The organism is Streptomyces sp. NPDC090741, from assembly GCF_044769045.1.
Taxonomy (GTDB): domain Bacteria; phylum Actinomycetota; class Actinomycetes; order Streptomycetales; family Streptomycetaceae; genus Streptomyces.
This window is the reverse complement of record NZ_JBIVXF010000010.1, coordinates 127,522-145,000: the sequence shown is the minus strand read 5'-3', so window position 1 is coordinate 145,000 and position 17,479 is coordinate 127,522. Positions and strand designations below refer to the sequence as shown.

General features: G+C 74.5%; 14 protein-coding genes. All 14 read right to left on the bottom strand.

What is annotated here, in order from left to right; genetic code table 11:
* Positions 1-39: 39 nt before the first annotated feature.
* Entirely contained in the window at positions 40-1,314 is a 1,275-nt protein-coding gene (locus ACIQU4_RS26310) for an MFS transporter (protein WP_403735344.1), read from the bottom strand.
* 93 nt (positions 1,315-1,407) lie between these two features.
* Positions 1,408-2,142 (bottom strand): SDR family NAD(P)-dependent oxidoreductase, encoded by a 735-nt coding sequence (locus ACIQU4_RS26305; protein ID WP_403735341.1) that lies wholly within the window; start codon positions 2,140-2,142, stop codon positions 1,408-1,410.
* The gene (locus ACIQU4_RS26300; protein WP_403735337.1) at positions 2,142-2,765 is read right to left on the bottom strand and encodes a class I SAM-dependent methyltransferase; all 624 of its coding nucleotides are present in this window, start codon (positions 2,763-2,765) and stop codon (positions 2,142-2,144) included. Before ACIQU4_RS26300 ends, ACIQU4_RS26305 begins: the two co-directional genes overlap by 1 nt.
* Positions 2,762-3,895, bottom strand: a complete 1,134-nt coding sequence (locus ACIQU4_RS26295) for an HAD-IIIC family phosphatase (protein WP_403735334.1) — start codon at positions 3,893-3,895, stop codon at positions 2,762-2,764. The genes ACIQU4_RS26300 and ACIQU4_RS26295 overlap by 4 nt, the downstream gene beginning before the upstream one ends.
* On the bottom strand, positions 3,882-5,066 hold the full coding sequence (locus ACIQU4_RS26290) for an acyl-CoA dehydrogenase family protein (RefSeq protein WP_403735331.1): 1,185 nt from the start codon (positions 5,064-5,066) through the stop codon (positions 3,882-3,884). Before ACIQU4_RS26290 ends, ACIQU4_RS26295 begins: the two co-directional genes overlap by 14 nt.
* Positions 5,063-5,344 (bottom strand): acyl carrier protein, encoded by a 282-nt coding sequence (locus tag ACIQU4_RS26285; protein ID WP_403735328.1) that lies wholly within the window; start codon positions 5,342-5,344, stop codon positions 5,063-5,065. The genes ACIQU4_RS26290 and ACIQU4_RS26285 overlap by 4 nt, the downstream gene beginning before the upstream one ends.
* Positions 5,345-5,346: 2 nt before the next feature.
* Positions 5,347-6,189, bottom strand: coding sequence for a 3-hydroxyacyl-CoA dehydrogenase family protein (locus ACIQU4_RS26280; RefSeq protein ID WP_403735325.1), 843 nt, complete (start codon positions 6,187-6,189; stop codon positions 5,347-5,349).
* Positions 6,186-9,263 carry a type I polyketide synthase gene (locus ACIQU4_RS26275; protein ID WP_403735323.1) on the bottom strand — a complete coding sequence of 1,026 codons (3,078 nt, stop codon included), beginning with the start codon at positions 9,261-9,263 and terminating at the stop codon, positions 6,186-6,188. Before ACIQU4_RS26275 ends, ACIQU4_RS26280 begins: the two co-directional genes overlap by 4 nt.
* Positions 9,260-11,695 carry a non-ribosomal peptide synthetase gene (locus tag ACIQU4_RS26270; RefSeq protein ID WP_403735321.1) on the bottom strand — a complete coding sequence of 812 codons (2,436 nt, stop codon included), beginning with the start codon at positions 11,693-11,695 and terminating at the stop codon, positions 9,260-9,262. Before ACIQU4_RS26270 ends, ACIQU4_RS26275 begins: the two co-directional genes overlap by 4 nt.
* Positions 11,692-13,212 (bottom strand): FAD-dependent oxidoreductase, encoded by a 1,521-nt coding sequence (locus tag ACIQU4_RS26265; protein WP_403735318.1) that lies wholly within the window; start codon positions 13,210-13,212, stop codon positions 11,692-11,694. Before ACIQU4_RS26265 ends, ACIQU4_RS26270 begins: the two co-directional genes overlap by 4 nt.
* Complete coding sequence (locus ACIQU4_RS26260; RefSeq protein WP_403735315.1) at positions 13,205-14,236, bottom strand: phosphotransferase; 1,032 nt, start codon at positions 14,234-14,236, stop codon at positions 13,205-13,207. The genes ACIQU4_RS26265 and ACIQU4_RS26260 overlap by 8 nt, the downstream gene beginning before the upstream one ends.
* Positions 14,233-15,489 (bottom strand): hypothetical protein, encoded by a 1,257-nt coding sequence (locus tag ACIQU4_RS26255; protein ID WP_403735313.1) that lies wholly within the window; start codon positions 15,487-15,489, stop codon positions 14,233-14,235. Before ACIQU4_RS26255 ends, ACIQU4_RS26260 begins: the two co-directional genes overlap by 4 nt.
* Before the next feature lie 2 nt (positions 15,490-15,491).
* Positions 15,492-16,436, bottom strand: coding sequence for a transketolase C-terminal domain-containing protein (locus ACIQU4_RS26250; RefSeq protein ID WP_403735311.1), 945 nt, complete (start codon positions 16,434-16,436; stop codon positions 15,492-15,494).
* The gene (locus tag ACIQU4_RS26245; RefSeq protein ID WP_385575845.1) at positions 16,433-17,248 is read right to left on the bottom strand and encodes a transketolase; all 816 of its coding nucleotides are present in this window, start codon (positions 17,246-17,248) and stop codon (positions 16,433-16,435) included. The genes ACIQU4_RS26250 and ACIQU4_RS26245 overlap by 4 nt, the downstream gene beginning before the upstream one ends.
* Between the last annotated feature and the right edge of the window lie 231 nt (positions 17,249-17,479).

The following is a 17,479-nucleotide window of genomic DNA, read 5'->3' as shown; positions in this document are numbered from 1 at the left end:
CCAGCGGTAGCTGGGGGAGCCTGATCCGAAAGACACGCCCTACGGGGGTGCCTCCTTGCTCAGGACGGGGGCGGCGAGGCGGCGCACGCTGCGGCCGCGGAACGAGAGCAGGGCGTACAACGCGAGCACGTAACCGCCCAGTTGCAGGGCCAGGTAGCTCCAGACCCCGCCGCCGTCCACCACCGGCAGCAGCACCAGCGGCGCGACGAAGGCACCGAGGCCGTGCGCGAGCGAGGTGGCGGCGGCGTAGCTCTCCAGCCGGGCCGCTGGGGCGGCCAGCGTGACGAGCGGCTGGACGCTCGGCGCGATCAGGCACTCCCCGACTGCGAAGACCAGACCGAACAGGGCACCGAGCAGCAGGCGTACGCCGGTTCCGGGCACCAGCACGGCGGCCGTCAGGGCGGCCATGGAGACCACCCAGACCAGGATGGCCGCCGTCAGCGCGGCGACGTACCCGATCCGCTCGACGACCCGCAGGGCCAGGCCCTGGAAGGCGATCACGCCGACGGTGTTGCAGGCGACCACGACGCTGACGGCGGACACCGACAGGTGCGCGTTGCGCAGGATCGCGGGCACCACGGCGTCCACCTGGGCCAGCCCGAAGACGACCAGGGCCGTCTGCAGGAGGAGGAGCCGCCGGAACACCGGGTCGCGCAGCGCCGTGCCGCGCTCCCCCGGGTCGGCGCGCGGGGCGCCGCGATCCGCGCGGTGCGTACCGGGTCCGGCGGGCCGCCCCTCCGCCCGGCGCAGCCGCACGAGCGTCGCCCCGTACAGAAGGTAGCTGGCCGCGTTGGCGACCACGCACAGGGTGTAGCCGCCCTCGCCGAGGTGTTCCACGGCCTGCCCGCCCAGCAGCGCTCCCACCGCCACGGTCAGAGCGGAGACGCGGTGCTGGCCGGAGAGGACGCGGCTCAGGTGCGAGGTGCCGAACACCTTGGTGAGCAGCGGGGTCTGGACCGCGTAGTAGGCGCCGGTGCCCGCGCCGGAGAGGCAGGCGGCCGGCACGGTGGCGGCCATCGAGTCCGCCAGGGCCAGCCAGGCCGCGCCGGTGGCCTGGAGGACGGTGGCTCCGATCGCGGGCAAACCGGGGCCGTGGATCCGGCCGATCCTGCCCGCGAGCGGGTTGACGGCGAGTCCGGCCACCGCGAACAGCGCAAAATACAGCGAGACGCCGGAGGTGGGCAGGCCCAGGACCTCCCGGAGGTAGGCCACGGTGAGCGGCAGCATGAGGCCGGTGCCGAACGTGGTGGCACCCCAGCCGGTGAGGAACCTCGTGTAGAGGGGCAGCGGCTGCCCGCCTGCCGCCGCCTTCACCGGTCCGCACCGTCCGGTGCGGACGCGGGCACGGCGTGGCGCGGCGGATCACCCGGGGACGCCCGGCCGCGGAGGCCCGGGGGCGGGCGGTGTTCAGAGGTATCCATAGCTGAGCCAGCCTCCGTCGACGACCAGCGTCTGGCCGTTGATGTAGTCGGCCTCCGGGGAGGCCAGGAAGAGCACCGGGCCGACGATGTCCTGCGGTCTGCCGCGCCGGCGGGCGGGGATCCGCCCCACGATGGCGTCCTCGGCGAGCGCGGCCGGGTGAGGGGTCTCGATGCGGATCATGCCGGGGGCCACCGCGTTGACGTTGACGCCGCGCGCCGCCCACTCGACGCCCAGGCTCCGGGTCAGCTGCAGGACCCCGCCCTTGCTCGCCGCGTACAGCGCCCGTTCGGGGAAGGCGGTGTAGGAGAGCAGGGAGCAGAAGTTGACGACCTTGCCGTGGCCCTGCTCCAGAAACCGTCCGCCGAACACCTTGCAGGTGAGGAAGGTGCCGATGACGTTCGTGTCCAGCAGGCCGCGGGCGGCGTCCACGGAGAACCCGGTGGTCGGGCCGAGGTCGAACAGCCCGGCGGCGTTGACGAGCACGTCCACGCCGCCGAACGCCCGGTCGACCTGCTCGGCGCACCGTTCGACCGTCTGTTCGTCGGCGACGTCGGCCGGCAGCGCGAGGCTCTCGGCGCCGAGGGCCTCGATTTCGGCGGCCACCGACTCCACCTGCGCGGCGGTACGGGCCATCAGGGCGACGCGGGCGCCGCGCTCGGCGAATCCGAGGGCGACGGCGCGTCCGATGCCCCGTCCGCCGCCCGTGACCACGACGCGCATCAGCGGGCCCGGAATTCGCCGAACCAGTGCAGCTGGTCGGGCTTGGCCTGGGTGGGGACGTTGCGGTAGACGTACAGCCCCACGCAGGTGAACCGGTCGGAGCGGAAGGTGGCGAGGATCTCCTCGCTGGTGATGCGGCGCGGGCCGGTGCCCTCGACCATGTGGTCGGAGAAGGAGTTGAGCAGGAACAGGCCGCCCGGCTTCAGCAGGCGGTGGACCTCGTCGGCGTACCGCTCCCGTGCGTCGTCGCGCATGTTGTGGAAGACGAACGAGTCGGTCACGACGTCGGCCGAGTGGTCGGGAAGCGGTACGTCGAGCACGTCGCCCTGGATGAACTCGGCCGGCGCTCCGGCGAGTTCGGCCCACCGGCGGGCACGGGCCACCGCGTCGGGCGACAGGTCGACGCCGGTCACGTCGAGCCCCTGCACCGAGAGGAACACGGCGTCGACGCCCGGGCCGCTGCCCAGGTCGACGAGGCGCTGGCCGGGCTTGAGGGTGCCGTCGATGACGCGCTTGATGAGTTCGAGCCCCGGAGAGGCGTTGAACCAGGAGAGCGTGGCGAGCGGCTCCTGCGCGTACACCGAGGAGAAGGTGTCGGTCCAGGTCTGCGTGAAGGCGGTCATGCGATGAGCTCCTGTCTCGTGCCGCGCGGGGCGGCTGGGATGTCTTCGATGACGAGGCGTACGTAGCCGGGCACGGCCGGGCCGCCCGCCTCGGGGAGGGAGAGGACGACCAGGTCGTCCGTGCGGGACTCGACGGTGAATCCCGCGAACCGGTAGGTGACGAGCATCTGCCGGTTGCGGTCGGTGGGCCGGAAGTGGGCGACGGTGCCGGCGCCGTGCGCCGCGGCCAGTCCGGCGACGGCGGCGATGAGGCTGGTGCCGATGTTGCGTCCCATGACGCGGCACGACATCAGCAGCAGCCGGATCGTCCAGGGGGGCGCGGCGGCGCGCGGCGTGGCCCCGGCCTGGCCGGTCGTACCGGTGGCGACGACGGCGAGCCCGATGGTGCCGTACGTGCCGAAGCGGTCGTCGAGTTCGGCGACGAGCACGCGGTGGCCCGGGTCCCGTGTCAGTGACGCCAGTTCGTCTTGGCCGAAGGTGATGCCGGTGGTGTTGAGCTGGTGGGTGCGCTGGGTCAGTTCGGCGGCGCGGGCGAGGTCCGCGGTGCTCGCCTCGCGCACGCGCAGCGTCATGTCGAGGGACTCCAGGAACTCCGCCGCCGGGCCGTCGAACACCACCTCGTGGGTGCGGCGCCTGCTCTCCGCCAGGTACATCGCGCGGCGGCGCCGCGCGTCGTCGGTCACCTGCGCGGGCAGCACGGCGCCGGCCGCCACCAGGGCGTGCAGCTCCTGCCGGGTCATGCAGCGCACGCTGGGCAGTGCGCCGGCCACTTCGGCGCGCTCGAACTCGGAGTCGTCCACGAACAGCACGCTCTCGGGCGAGATGTTCAACTCCCGGGCGACGGCGCGCAGGGAGGCGGACTTGGCCGACCAGCCGACCTGCGGGTACAGGAAGTACTCGTCGAGCCCGAAGGCGCGCAGCCGCTCGGCGACGGCGTCGGGTTCGTTGCGGCTGGCGACGGACTGGAGGATGCCGTGCTCGTCGAGGGTGCGGACCAGTTGCCGGTTCGCCTCGGGGACGCTGAGGTCGTCGCCCTCCAGGAGGGTCCCGTCCCACAGGGTGTCATCGAGGTCCCAGACCACGCATTTGACCTGCGGGGCCGGCGGGGTGGGCGGCTCAGTGCTCTGCACGGTGGTCGTCCTCCTCCCGGTACGGCGCCGCCGGGGACGGGGCGCGGTCCGTGGTGCTGTGCCGGCCCCGCAGGAGGTCGGCGGCGATGATGTCCTGGAGTACTTCGGTGGGGCCCTCGATGACCTCGTGGACGCGCGCGGCGGCGTGCAGGCGGGCCAGCGGGTGGTCCTCGGTCTGCCCGGCCGCGCCCAGGAGGCGGGAGGCGGTCGCGGTGGCGGTGGTCGCCGCCCGGCTGGCCAGCAGCTTGGCCCGGGCGGCGGTGACCGCTGCGGACGGCTCCCGGTCCTCGATCTCGTGGGCGGTGTGCCGTACGTAGCGGGCGGCGGCGTCGGTGGCGAGGGCGGCGTCGGCCAGCAGGCCCCGGACGAGTTGCCGGTCACCGAGGGTGGTGCCGCCGTGGGCGCGGGTGGCCGCGTGGTCGGCGGCCAGGCGCAGGGCGGCCTCGGCGACGCCCACGGCGCCGGCGGCGACGTACAGCCTGCCCAGCGTCAGGCAGGAGGTCACCACGAACGGGATGCCGATGCCGGGGCGGGCGATCGCGCGGGCGGCCGGTGCCGTGGCGCCGTCGAACGTGACGCGGGCGAGCCGGGCGGCGCGCAGCCCCGCGGTGACGGGTTCCACGGCGACGCGCACGCCCGCTCCGGCGTCCACCAGGGCGCAACTGCCGCGCCCGTCCGTACTGCCGAAGACGAGGTAGGCGTCGGCGATCTGGCCGAACGACAGCCAGCGTTTGGTGCCGGTGATCCGCAGGGTGTCGCCGTCCCGTTCGATGGTGGTGGTCAGGGCGCCGGTGTCGGCGCCGGCCTGCTGCTCGGTGAGGGCGAACGCGGCGAGCATCCGGCCGGTCGCCAGCTCTGGCAGCAGCGCGTCGCGCAGTTCGGCGGACGCCCAGCGGCGCACCGCGTGGCAGACCATGGCGTGGACGACGAGCAGGCTGTGCAGGCTGGGCGAGGCGGCGGCCACCAGGCGGTGCACGTCGGTGACGGCGGCCGGGGGTGTGCCGCTGCCCCGGTGGGCGGTGTCCACGGTGAGGCCGAGCAGGCCGAGGGCGGCCAGTTCGTCGATGGCCGCGCGCGGGACGGCTCCCGCGCGCTCCCAGGCGGTGGCGCGGGCGGTGAACGCGTCGTCGCGCAGGGCCGCCAGGAGGGCCTCGGGGGCGGAGCCGGTCACGATGCGGCCAGCCGGCGGTTGACGAGCCCGGCCAGGCCCCGGATGGAGTCGAAGTTGGCGAGTTCGAGATCCTCGTCGGCGATCTCGATGTCGAAGGTGCGCTCGACGAAGTCGACCATCTGGACGGCGGCCACGGAGTCGAGGACCCCGTCGGAGATCAGCGGCCGGTCGTCCTCGATGCCGGGGCGTCCGCTGAGCCGGCTGATGAACTGCCTTACGGTGGAAGTGACTTCCTCGGGGGTGTGCGGGCGGGGGGCGGCGGTCTGCGGAGCAGCCATGGTCAGTTCCCGTCGTAGGAGTAGAAGCCTCGGCCGCTCTTCGCGCCGAGCCGGCCCTGGTCGACCATCCGGCGCAGCGCCGGATGGGTGACGAACTCGTCGGTCCCGTAGTGCTCGTGCAGCACCTCCAGGGTGCGGACGACGGTGTCGATGCCGATGAGGTCCGCGGTGCGCAGCGGGCCCGAGGTGTGGCCGAGGCAGCCCTTGAAGAGGTCATCGACCTGGCTCGGGGTGGCGACGCCGTCCGCGACGACGGCGGCGGCGAGGTTGACGACCGGCATCAGGACGCGGTTGATCACGAAGCCGGACGCGTCACGGACGACGACGGCCTTCTTGCCCATGCGCCGCAGCATCAGGTCGACGTCCCGCAGGGCGGCGTCGGAGGTGTCCTCGCCGCGGACGACCTCGACCATGTCGATCCGGTCGACCGGGTTCATGAAGTGGACGCCGACGACCCGACCCGGGTCGGTGAGCCCTTCGGCAAGCCGGCCGATGGGGACCGCGGAGGTGTTGGCGGCGATGGTCGTGCCCGGGGCGAGGACCTTCTCCAGCTCCGGGTAGAGGGCCCTCTTCGCCCGCTCCGACTCGGTGGTGTTCTCCACGACGAACCCGACGTCCGCGAGGGCGGCGAGGTCGGTGGCGGGGCGGATGTCGAGCGCCGGGGCGCTCGTGCCGCCGAGGAGGGTGGCCAGGCGCTGGTGGCGGCGGACGGTGCGGCGGGCGGTGGCGAGCGCTGCGGGGTCGGAGTCGACGAGCGTCACCGTGTAGCCGGCCACCGCGGCGGCGTGGGCGACGCTGGATCCGATGACTCCGGCTCCGAGCACGCCGATGGTGGGTGGGGTCATGGCCTGCGGCTTTCGTTGTCGTCGAGGGGTTCTGGCTGCTGTTGCTCCGCGGCGGCCAGCCAGGCCTCCACCTCGCGCGTCATGCCGCCGAGGGTCGCGGAAGCGAAGACGATGGAGGGGGGCACGGCCGTACCGGTGAGTTCCTTCAGGCCCGCGATCAGGTGGACCCCCATCAGCGAGTCGCCGCCGAGGTGGAAGAAGTGGTCGTCGGGGTGGACCTCGCGCAGGCCGAGGATCAGGCGGAAGCGCTCCGCGAGGTACCCGCCCACCGTCGAGGGCGGCTGCGGGCCGGCCGCCGGATCCGGGCGGTGCTCCGGTCCGTTCTGCTCTCCCCCGGCCGCAGTCGCGGGCGTGCCGGCCGCCGGTACGGGCGCCGACGGCGCGAAGGGGTCGGCGGGCGGCGGTGTGTCGGGGAGGTACCGGCGCCGGATCAGGTTCCGGGGCGGCAGGGTGGTCCTGCGACCGGGTGCCGGGTGCAGGCGCTCCCACTCGGCCTCGACGCCGTGGGTCCACAGCTCGCCGAGGGCCTCCAGCAGGACCTGCCGGTCGGGCACGTGCTCGTAGGACTGCCGGACGGTCCGTACGCAGACGGCGTCGGGGTCGCTCTGGCCGATCCACGGGCGTGCGGTGCCGGGACCCACCTCGATCAGGACGCGGTGGCGGGCCAGGACCAGCCCGGCGGCGGTCCGGAACCGGACGCGGCCGACCATGTGGTCGCGCCAGTAGGAGGGCGTGGGCGTCTCCCCGTCGAGCCAGCGGCCGAGGACGCTGGAGGCGATGGGGATGCGCGCCGGGCCCAGCGGCACGTCGCGCATGTCCTCGCCCAGCAGGTCGGCGGCCTGGGTGAGCTGGGGGGTGTGGAAGGGGTGGGCGGTGTCGACGGGCAGGACGGTGAAGCCGTCTTCGCGCAGCCGGCCGGCGAGTGCGGTGACCGCGTCCGGGCGCCCGGAGAACACGCAGTGCCCGGGTCCGTTGTCGGCGGCGAGCCAGGTGCCGTCGGCGGCGTACTTCTCGACGTCCTCCGCGGGGGCGAGCACGCCGAGCATGGCGCCCTCCCCGGCCGTCACGACGAGGTCGGCCCGGCGGGCGACGGCCGCCATGGCGTCGTCGAGGCCGATGACGCCGGCCAGTACGGCGGCCACCCACTCCCCCAGGCTGTGGCCGAGGAGGGCGGCGGGCCGGATGCCGAGGTCGATGAGGGTGCGGGCCATGGCGTGTTCGAGGCAGAACAGCGACAGGTGGACCTCGCGCAGCGCGCGGCGGGGCGGACGGGCGGCGCCGTCGCGGCGCAGCAGGGCCAGCAGGTCGACGCGGCCGCCGTCACCGGCGGGGCGCGGCTCGGGGGCGGCGAAGGACCGGCCCACGGCTCCGTCCGTCAGTCCGTCGGCGATCTCGACGGCGGCCCGCAGGTGGCTCGCGAACACCGGGTCGGTGGCGGCGAGGCCGGCTCCCATGCCCGGGTAGTGGCTGCCGATGCCCGGCAGGACGAAGACGACCTCGGGCGGTCCGGACGGGGCCCGGCCGTGCTGTACGCGCAGGCGGTCGGCGTCGAAGGCCGCCCGGGTGCCGCCTTCGGGGGTGACGACGGCGTAGCCGCGGTGCGGGTGGCGGTGGCGTGCGGTCTGGGTGGTCCAGGCGGTGACCGCCGCACGCGCAGGGTGCCGGTCGAGGTGGTCGCGCAGGGCGTCGAGGTCGGCGGTCAGCGCGTCGGGGTGATGGCTGGAGACCAGCAGCAATTGCGCGCCGTCCGTGCCCTGTCCGTGCTCCTGGGGCCGTGGCGGGGCCTCTTCGAGGACGACGTGGCAGTTCGTCCCGCCGAGGCCGAAGGCGCTGACTCCGGCGCGCCGGGGGCGACCCTCGGCGGGCGGCCAGTCGAGGGCTTCGCCGAGCGGGTGCAGCGGGCCGCCCGTACGGGCGAGGTCGGAGGGCAACCGGTCGAAGTGCGGGGTGGCGACGAGCCGTCCGTGCCGCAGCGACAGCACGGCCTTGACGAGTCCGGCGAGCCCCGCGGCCTCCCGGAGGTGGCCGAGGCCGCCCTTGGCGGCGCCCACGCGGACGGGGTGGTCCACGTCGGCGAAGACCTCGCCGAGGGCGCTCCACTCGGTGGCGTCGCCGATGCGGGTGCCGCTGCCGTGCGCCTCGACGTAGTCGATGTCCTCCGGCCGGAGACCGGCGACGTGCAGGGCGGTCCGGATGACCTCGGCCTGTGCGGCGGCGTCGACGCCGGCGAAGCCGGATTTGCCGGAGCCGTCGTTGTTCATTGCGGTGCCGCGGACGACCGCCCAGATGTCGTCGCCGTCGCGCACCGCGTCGCCGAGGCGCTTGAGGACCACGGCGCCGGCGCCGTCGCCCGGTACGGAGCCGCCGGCCGCACGGTCGAAGGGGCGGCACACGCCGTCCGGCGATCCGATGCCGCCGAGTGGCGCGTCGTATCCGCCCGGGGCCGGCACCCGCACGGCGGCGACGCCGGCGACGGCGAGGTCGCTGCCGTGGGCGAGGAGGTCCTGCACGGCGAGGTGGACGGCGGTGAGCGCGGTGGAGCAGGCGGACTGGACGGTCACGGCGGCGCCGTGCAGGCCGAGCCGGTAGGCGACGCGGGTGGCGGCGTAGTCACCGCGGTTGGTGACCTCCAGGGCCTGGGCGTCGACGCCGGGCTGCCCGGCGAGGGCGGTGCCCACCCAGCGTTCGTAGTCGTTGTGGCCGACACCGGCGTAGATGCTGACGGCCGGGGTACGGACGCGGTCGACGTTGGCGGCCTCCAGCGCCTCGTCGGCGGCCTCCAGGAGCAGCCGATGCTGCGGATCGAGGAGCAGGGCCTCGGAGGGGGCGATGCCGAAGCGTGCCGGGTCGAAGTGGGCGGGCCGGGGGACGGTGCCGTAGGCCGGGACGAACGTGCCGGGCTCCTGCGTGCGCCGGGTGACGGCGTCCTCGCCCGCTGCGAGGATCTCCCAGTAGCGGTCGAGGCTGTCGCAGCCGGGCAGGCGGACGGCCATGCCGACGACGGCCACGGCGTACTCGTCGTCCGCGTCCGCGGCCGGGGCCGGGGCGTGGTGGCCGGGCAGGGGGGCGCTCACCTGGGTTCGCCTCCTTCGGACGGTCGGGTGCGGGGGGCTGTGACGGTGCCGGCGCGCCGCGGCGGGCGCCGGCGTTCGGCGGGGCGGCGGGCGTCGACGGAGCCGGTCGCCTCGCCGAGGAGCCGGGCGTGGCCGCGCGGGGTGCGGGCGGCGAGGACGTCGGCGAGGGCGATCGCTCGGCCGCTGGCCGACTCCAGCGCGCCGCGCAGCATCATCAGGCGCAGGGAGTCGCCGCCCAGGGCGAAGAAGTCGTCGTCGATGCCCACGGTGTCGAGGCCGAGGACGCGTGCCACGAGTACGGCGGCGCGCTCCTGGTCGGCGGTGGCAGGCGGGGTGCAGGGCACGTCGAGGGCGGGGCGGGTGCGCGGTGACACGCGCAGTGCGTTGCGGTCGACCTTGCCGCTGCCGAGCAGCGGCAGGGCGGGGACCGAGGCCAGGTGCGCGGGCACCATGAAGTCCGGGAGCCGGGCGGCGAGATGCTCGCGCAGCCGCTGGGGCGGGACCTCGTCGTGCTCGGGCACGACGTAGGCCGCGAGGACGGCGCCCTGGTCGGGGTCCGGGATGCCGACGACGGCCGCGTCGGCGATGTCCGGGTGCGTGCGCAGTACGGTCTCCACCTCGGCGGGTTCCACCCGCTGTCCGCGGACCTTGACCTGGTCGTCGGCGCGTCCGAGGTACTCGATCTGGCCGTCGGGCAGGTGGCGGGCGAGGTCTCCGGTGCGGAAGAGGACCTCGGGGCCGGTGGGGTCGATCCGGTTGGGGCGGAAGCGCTCGGCGGTCAGGTCCGGGCGGCCGAGGTAGCCGTCGGCCAGCCCGGGTCCGCCGGTGTGGATCTCACCGACGACGCCGGGCGGCACCAGCCGGCCTGCCGTGTCGCAGAGGTAGGTCCGCATGTCGAGCGGAACGCCGACGACGGTCCCGACCGCGCCCTCGGGTCGGGGGGCGGTGAGCGGTCCGGTGCGGTGGCACACGTAGTCCGCCTCACTGAGGGTGTACGTGTTGTGGACCTCGAAGCCGAGGGCGCGCAGTTCGTCTTCGAGGTCCTGCCCGAGGGCCTCGCCGCCGACGAAGACGTGGCGCAGTGCGGGCGCGGTGCGGAACGCGGGCTGGGTGAGCAGCAGCCGCAGCATGGACGGCACGAAGCTGACGGTGGTGATGCGCTGGTCGTGGATGAGTTCCGCGAGGTGGCGGTCGTCCCGGTCCTTGCCGGGGGCCGCCAGCACCGCCGTGCCGCCGGTCGCCAGCGGCCAGGCGAACTCCCGGAAGCTGATGGGCGACTTCAGCAGGTGCCGGTCTTCCGGGCCCATGCCGTACATCCCCTGCTCCAGCCGGATGCGCGAGGTGTGCATCCGGTGCGGACGGACGACGCCCTTGGGGGTGCCGGTGCTGCCGGAGGTGAACAGGACGTAGGCGGTGGTGTCGGGGCGGGCCCGGTCGTCGGGGGCACCGGGCGGGCCGTCGGCCGCGCCGGGGTCCGGTGCGCCGTCGAGGAACGCTGCGGCATCGAGGGCCCGGTCCGCGACGGCCCGGTGACCGGTCGCGGTGGTCAGCGTGATCGCGGGCGCGGTGACGCGCAGGACCTCCTCGGCCCGCAGGTCCGGCAGGTGCGGGTCGAGGTGGACGAAGCCGGCCCCGGCCTTCCAGATTCCGAGGACGGCGGTGAAGAGCGCGAGGTCCCGGTCGCCGGTGAGGACGACGAGGTCACCGGGCCCGGCGAGGTGCGGGCGCAGCCGGCGGGCGAACCGGTCGGAGGCGGCGTCGAGTTCGCCGTACGTCAGCTCGGCGGCGCCGTCCCGCAGGGCGATCGCGTCGGGGGTGCGGGCGGCCTGCTCACGGATCATGCGGTGCAGGGTGGTGTCCGCGTGCGGGGTGGGTGGTGCGTTCCAGGTGTCCAGCAGCAGTTCGCGCTCGTCCGGCAGGAGCAGGTCGACGGCTCCCGCGGTGGTCGAGGGCTCCCGCGCCGCGCGGTCGGCGAGCAGGGCCAGGTGCCGGGCCACGTGTTCCGCGGTGGTGGCGTCCACGAGGGCGCCGTCGTAGGCGAGGTGGAGGTCCGGGCCCTCGGCGGCGGCGGTCCAGACGGGTCGTCCGAGGGCGGGCGGCTCGGTGTCCGGGCGGGCGGGGAGCACCGCCGCGTACGGTGCGCCGTCGGACGGCAGGGCGGCGTCGACGGCGCGGGCGGCCGCGGTGAGCTGCGCCAGGGTGGCGCTCTCCTGGTCCTCGGCGGGGAGGTAGCACCGCGATGTCGCGCCGGTGGCGCCGAAGACGTCCCAGCCGGTTCCGTAGCGGTGGAGCAGCAGATGGGTCAGCGCGGCGAGCGCCAGGTGGCCTTCGGGTCCGTCGAGCAGGGCCGCCGCGGGTGCGGACAGGGGGGTGGTGCAGTGCGCCGGGCGGGGCGGGGTGGCGGCGCGTACGCGGTGCGGCAGGACGATCATCGGGGTCCCCCGCTCGCGGCCGGGGTCATGGCCGTGGCCGTGCCGGCCGCAGGTGGTGTGGCGCCCCGGCGCTGCAGGACGGAGCGGGCCGCGGCCATGCCGGTGGCGGCGCCGTACGTGATGCCGATGATCTTCGAGGAGCTGTCGCCGACGAAGTACAGGCCGGGGACGGAGGACTCCAGGTCGTCGGAGAGGTCCAGGTCGGGGAAGAGGCGTTCGACGACGGGCGCCGCGACCGTGGCCGTGCCGGGAACGAGCCCTGGGTGGAGGGTGTTGAGCCGGTCGACCATGGCGAGGACGTCGCGGACGGTGGAGGCGGGCAGGCAGTCGCGCAGGTCGCCGTGGTGGTAGCTGATGAGGCTGGTGGCGAGCGGGCCGTCCGGGGCGGGCCGTCCGGCCAGCTCGTCGACGGTGCTGACGACGGGCCTGCCGGAGCCGTGGGCGGCGACGCGCCGGGCGAAGGCGGCGGCGTGTTCGGTGCCGTCGGTTCCTTCGGGCAGGTCGACGGTGGTGAGGATGCCGAGGTTGGACTTGGTCGTGGGCTGGTTCAGGCAGTGCTGCCCGTCGAGCGCGACGGCGTCGAGGAAGCCGTACTGCATGACGCGACCGCCTTCGCACACGCAGAACGTCCGGACCGAATGGCCCTCTTCGTTGAGGAACGACAGTTTGGGGTTGTGGCAGCCGTCCAGCAGGGGCGCGAGGTCCTCGCGGGCCGCCTCCAGCCGCACGCCCAGGTCGACGCGGCTGCTGGGCCGGTGGCGTACGCCGACCCGTCCGGCGAGGTCACGCACCCAGGGCAGGCCGAGCTTGCCGACGCCGACGATGACGTCGTCGGCGCGGAACACGGCGGGCCCGTCGGGGGTGTCGGCGCGGACGTGGAAGCCGCCCCCGGTCAGCGGCTCGACATCGGTGGCCCGGTGGCGCAGCAGGACGCTGCCGCCCCCGTGTTCCAGTTCGGCCCTGAGCCGGGCGATGACGACGAGGGAGTCGTCCACTGTGACGCTCTGCGAGTACGCCGTGTCGACGTGCTGGAAGACGGTGCCGTCGCCGAGGAGGGCGCCGTCGGCCTCGTGCGCCGGTCCGGCGGGCGGCAGGCCCAGCTCGTAGAGGATGCGGTACGCCTCGGAGATGAGGTCCTGGGCGCGGTCGAAGGAGCCGAGGGCGCGCTCCAGGCCGCTGTAGGAGCGGACCGTCCCGTCGGGCGCCGTCTCGATCTTGGAGCGGGTGAGCGAGGAGATGTATCCGAGGTTGGTGTCGAAGTGGAACGCCGCGCCGCCGAGTCCGGTGAGGCAGGTGCAGCGCGCGCACTGCAGGCGGAACTTCTCCGCGTCGCGGACCGTGCGCCCCTTCATGCGGGCCACGAGCCGGGGGCACAGGCTCTCGGTCATGTCGCCGCCCGCTTCGAGGAGGACGACGCGCCGGCCCGCCCGGACCAGGGTGAGCGCGGCGAACAGTCCGGCGGGACCGCCGCCGATGACGACCGTGTCCGCGGGCGTGGTACGGGTCTGCTCAGACATGGCTGCTCCCGTGGTCCGTAGGGCGCCGCTCCAGGTAGCGCTCGACGAAGGTGCGGTAGAAGAGCCCGCTGGTGTCGCGGCCTTCGGCCTCGATGCGCTCGATGAGCCACTGGCAGGTGAAGGGCAGCAGGTCGAGGACGCGGCCGGGGTGCTGCCCGGTGAGCGCGGCGTAGTGGTCCAGTCCCTGCTGCAGGACGGACCGGAACCAGTGGTCGGAGGCGAAGACCTGGTCGTAGAGCCAGTCGAAGCCGTGTTCCGGGTAGTCCGGGAAGACCGGCAGGGCCGTCGTGACGAGCAGGTTCACGACGTCCATGGCGGCGATGCCGGTGGCACGGTAGTCCTCGAAGTCCAGCACCCGGGCGGAGCCGTCACGGGCGTCGTAGCGCACGTTCCACGGGCCCAGGTCGCCGTGGGTGGGCGCGAGCAGGGCCGTGCGCAGCGCCTCGTCGGCGTGCGGGACGCCGAACTCGGGTTCGCGGACGTACGCGGCGGCCGTCTCGAGTGCCTGGTCCGGGGTGGTCGCCGGGCCGGACGTTCCTCCGGACAGGTGCAGTTCGGCCACCCGTTCGACGGCGGGGCGCAGCACCTGCCACAGGGCGCCGGGCCCGTCGGTGCCCGCGACGGCGGTGGGCAGGTCGACGCCGGGCAGGTGGGTCATGGTGAACCCGCCGCACAGGGCGTCCAGCGGCACGGGGCTGCCGAGGGGGGCGGGGGCGGGGAAGCCGCGCAGGATCTCCAGCTCCCGGGCCAGTTTGGGATCGGTGACGGACAGCGGGACCTTGGCGACGGCGACGGGCGCGCCGTCGATGTCGAGCCGGACGAAGGTGCGGCGGCGGACCTTGCGGGCGCCGGCCGGTGTCCAGGTGGCCGAGCGCACGCGGTCGGGACCGGGCTCGGGGGTGCCGGTGCGTTCCAGGTGGGCGGCGAGCATCAGCCGGGCCACCTCGTCGGTGTCGACGCTGCGTTCGGTCAGGTCGGCGAGGTCCACGGGGGCGGGCGGGGGCAGGGCGGGGGTGCGGGTCATGCGGTGCTCCCGGCGGTGGCGGGGGTGAGGTCGACGCGGTCCAGGAGTTCGGCCAGTGCGGGTCCGCCGAGCAGGGCGCCGAGTTCGTCGACGGCGGCGCCGCGTTCCTCTTCCGTCAGCTCCTGGTAGGCGGTCAGGCGCGTGTCCAGGTGGTCGGCGAGTCGGCGGTAGCCGGACTCGTCCGTGAGCAGCTCGCGGGTGAGCCGGTCGAGGGCCTTGGTGCCCTCCAGGTCGTCCTCGGGGACGATGAACCTGCTGCCGAGGTCGGTGAGGCTGGCCGCGATGTCGCCGGCGACGGTGCCGCGCAGGGCCCTCAGGTTGGCGATGTGTCCGTAGTGCTGCTCGGGGAGCAGCAGCGGGAGCCGGCGCAGGATGACGGACTCGTGCAGCGAGGTGAGGCTCGGCGGGACGGCGTAGAGCGGGGTGTGGGCGAGCTGGCGCAGGAACTCCGTCTGGGGCAGGAAGGCGTACTCGACCTCCACGTCGCCGTGGGTCTCGGTGACGCCCCGGCGGAACGCTCCGCCGCAGACCAGGATGCGGCCGAGTTCGGGCCGGGCCACGGCCAGTTCGGAGACCCAGCGGCGCACGAGGTCGAGGTAGGCGTTGTGGGACTCGTAGTCCAGGAAGAAGTTCTGGAAGCCGCCGAGGTTGATCAGCAGGCCGGCGGGCCGCTCCGGGGGTGGTTCGGTGAGGGCGCCTTCCAGGGCGCCCCGGTCGACGATGGGACCGCACAGCTCGATGTGGTCGGCGCCCGTCGCTGCCAGGGCGGCGATGCGCGCGGGGACTCCGGGGAAGTTCTGCGCGTAGGACCGGCGGGCGAGGAGGTGCGCCAGCAGGATGCGCTCGTGCGGGGCGAGGGTGTCGAAGACGTAGCGGGCGGTGTCGTGGTCGGCCCAGCGGACGAGCTGCGCGCGCGCCGCCAGCTCCTCAAAGCTGCGGTCGGTCAGCCAGAAGCCGAGGAGGCTGTCGAAGAAGAGCACGGGGCGGCCGGCGCGCACCGCTCGGAAGACGAGCTCGGCGTCCATGACGCTGACCACGAGGTCGGCGTCGGCGAGGCCCTGTGCGAGGTCCTCGTGCCGACTGGTGTCGCCTTCGGTGATGCGGTGGAAGCGGTGGCTGTGGCGCCGGGCGAAGTCGAGTGCGACGCCTTGGCCGACGAAGTCGACGCGGCTGCCGGCGAGCAGGGGGGTGATGGCGACCAGCTTGGAGACGGGCCCGAATCCGCAGGCCTGGGCGCTGGAGAGGATCCTCATCGTCACGCTTTCCTCGTGTTCCTGGTGAACCGGCCGAGCACGGCGGACCGGATGCCGCGGCTGTCCACGCCGTAGAAGTGGAGAAGGTCTTCGTGGGAGGCGACCGGCGGGTAACGGTGGTCGGTCTCCAGGCGCACCAACGGGGGGCCGTCGCGGCCGAGGGTCAGTGCGGTGCGGTCCCCCAGGCCGCCGGGGCCCAGGGACTCCGCGGCGGTGACGACGAGCGCCCGGCAGCGGGCCAGAGCGCGGACGGCGTCCCCGGGGAAGGGGTGCAGGGTGGTCACGGAGGCCACGGCGGCGTCCACTCCGTCGGCGGCGAGGGCCTCGGCCGCGGCGAGGGCCTCGGCCACGCAGCGGCCGGTGGCGAGCAGCAGGACGTCGTCGCCGTCGCGCAGCAGCCGGGGGGTGCCCGGGTCGCCGTCGGACGCCGCGGCCGGCAGCGGCGGGTCCTGGCGCGCGGAGAGCCGTACGTACGCGGGACCGCCGGACGACAGCACGCTGCGCAGGACGGACACGGCGTCGGCGGCGTCGGCGGGGCAGTGCACGCTTATGTGGGGCAGCGCCGACATGAGCGTGATGTCGTCGGTGGCGTGGTGGGTGGGGCCGAGGGGCCCGTAGCCGAGTCCCCCGCCGACGCCGAGCAGGACGACGGGCAGTTCGGGCACGCACACGTCGAGACGCAGCTGTTCGTAGGCGCGGCGGACGAGGAACGGGGCCATGGCGGCGGCGACGGGGCGCAGTCCGCTGCGGGCGAGTCCGGCGGCGACTCCGACGAGGTTGGCCTCGGCGATGCCGACGTCGAGGTACCGGCGCGGGTGGCGGGCCATGACGCCCTGGAACAGGCCCTGTCCGTCGGCGCCCAGGGTGACCAGGGCGGGGTCCGCGTCGACCGCCTCGGCGAGTGCGGCGGCGAGTGCGGTGCGCATGGTGGGCGGTGTGGTGGTCACGGCCGGCCACCTCGCGCGGCCGCCAGGGCGGGGACGGCGGGTGCGCCGAGTGCGGCGAGGGCCGTCCGGAGCTGCTCCGCGTCCAACGAGCCCATGTGCCAGGCGGGATCGCCCTCGGCGAAGGGGACGCCCTTGCCCTTGACGGTGTGCGCGATCAGTACCGCGGGGCCGTCGCCGGACCGGAGTCCGGCCAGGGCGTCGGTGACCGCGGCCGTGTCGTGCCCGTCGGCCTCGGCGACGCGCCAGCCGAAGGCCCGCCACTTGTCGGCGAGCGGTTCGAGTGCGTTCACGTTCTCGGTGTCCCCCTCCTGCTGGAGCCGGTTGCGGTCCACGACGGCGACGAGGTTGCCGAGGCGGTGGTGCGCGGCGAACTGCGCGGCCTCCCAGTTGCTTCCTTCGTCGAGCTCGCCGTCGCCGGTCACGACGACGACCCGCTGGTCCCGGCCGGCCAGCCGCGCGCCGAGGGCCATGCCGCAGCCGAGGGACAGTCCGTGGCCGAGGGCACCGGTCGCGGCCTCGACACCGGGCACGGAGTCGGAGGGGTGGCCGGGCAGGGTGGCCAGGTCGGCCTCGATGACGCCGAGTTCGGCGAGGACCGCGTACAGACCGTAGGCCCCGTGGCCCTTGCTGAGGACGAGCAGATCCCGGTCGGGCCAGTCGGGCCGGTCCGGGCGGTAGCGCAGGCCTCGGGTGTAGAGGACGGCGAGCAGGTCGGTCATGGACAGTGCGGCGCCGAGGTGGACCGCCTTGCGTGCGGCCAATTCGACGACCCGCTGCCGGGCACGCCGGGCCAGTTCGTCCGGGTGGAGCACGACGTCCTCCGGTCTGCCGCGACGGGGCGGCTCGTGGGTCGGGTGCGTATCAGCCGGCGGGGATCCGCTGAGGGAGCTCCCCGGGGCGGCCCGCGAGGCGGCGCCCCGACGCCGGGCGAGGCAGAGTCAAGCCGCTTCATGATTACTTGTCAAGCTCAGTCACTAACTGAGTCACTAACGAGCCTTCATGGATGACCGAGAGAAGTATCCGCGCATTGACATTCGCAAGTC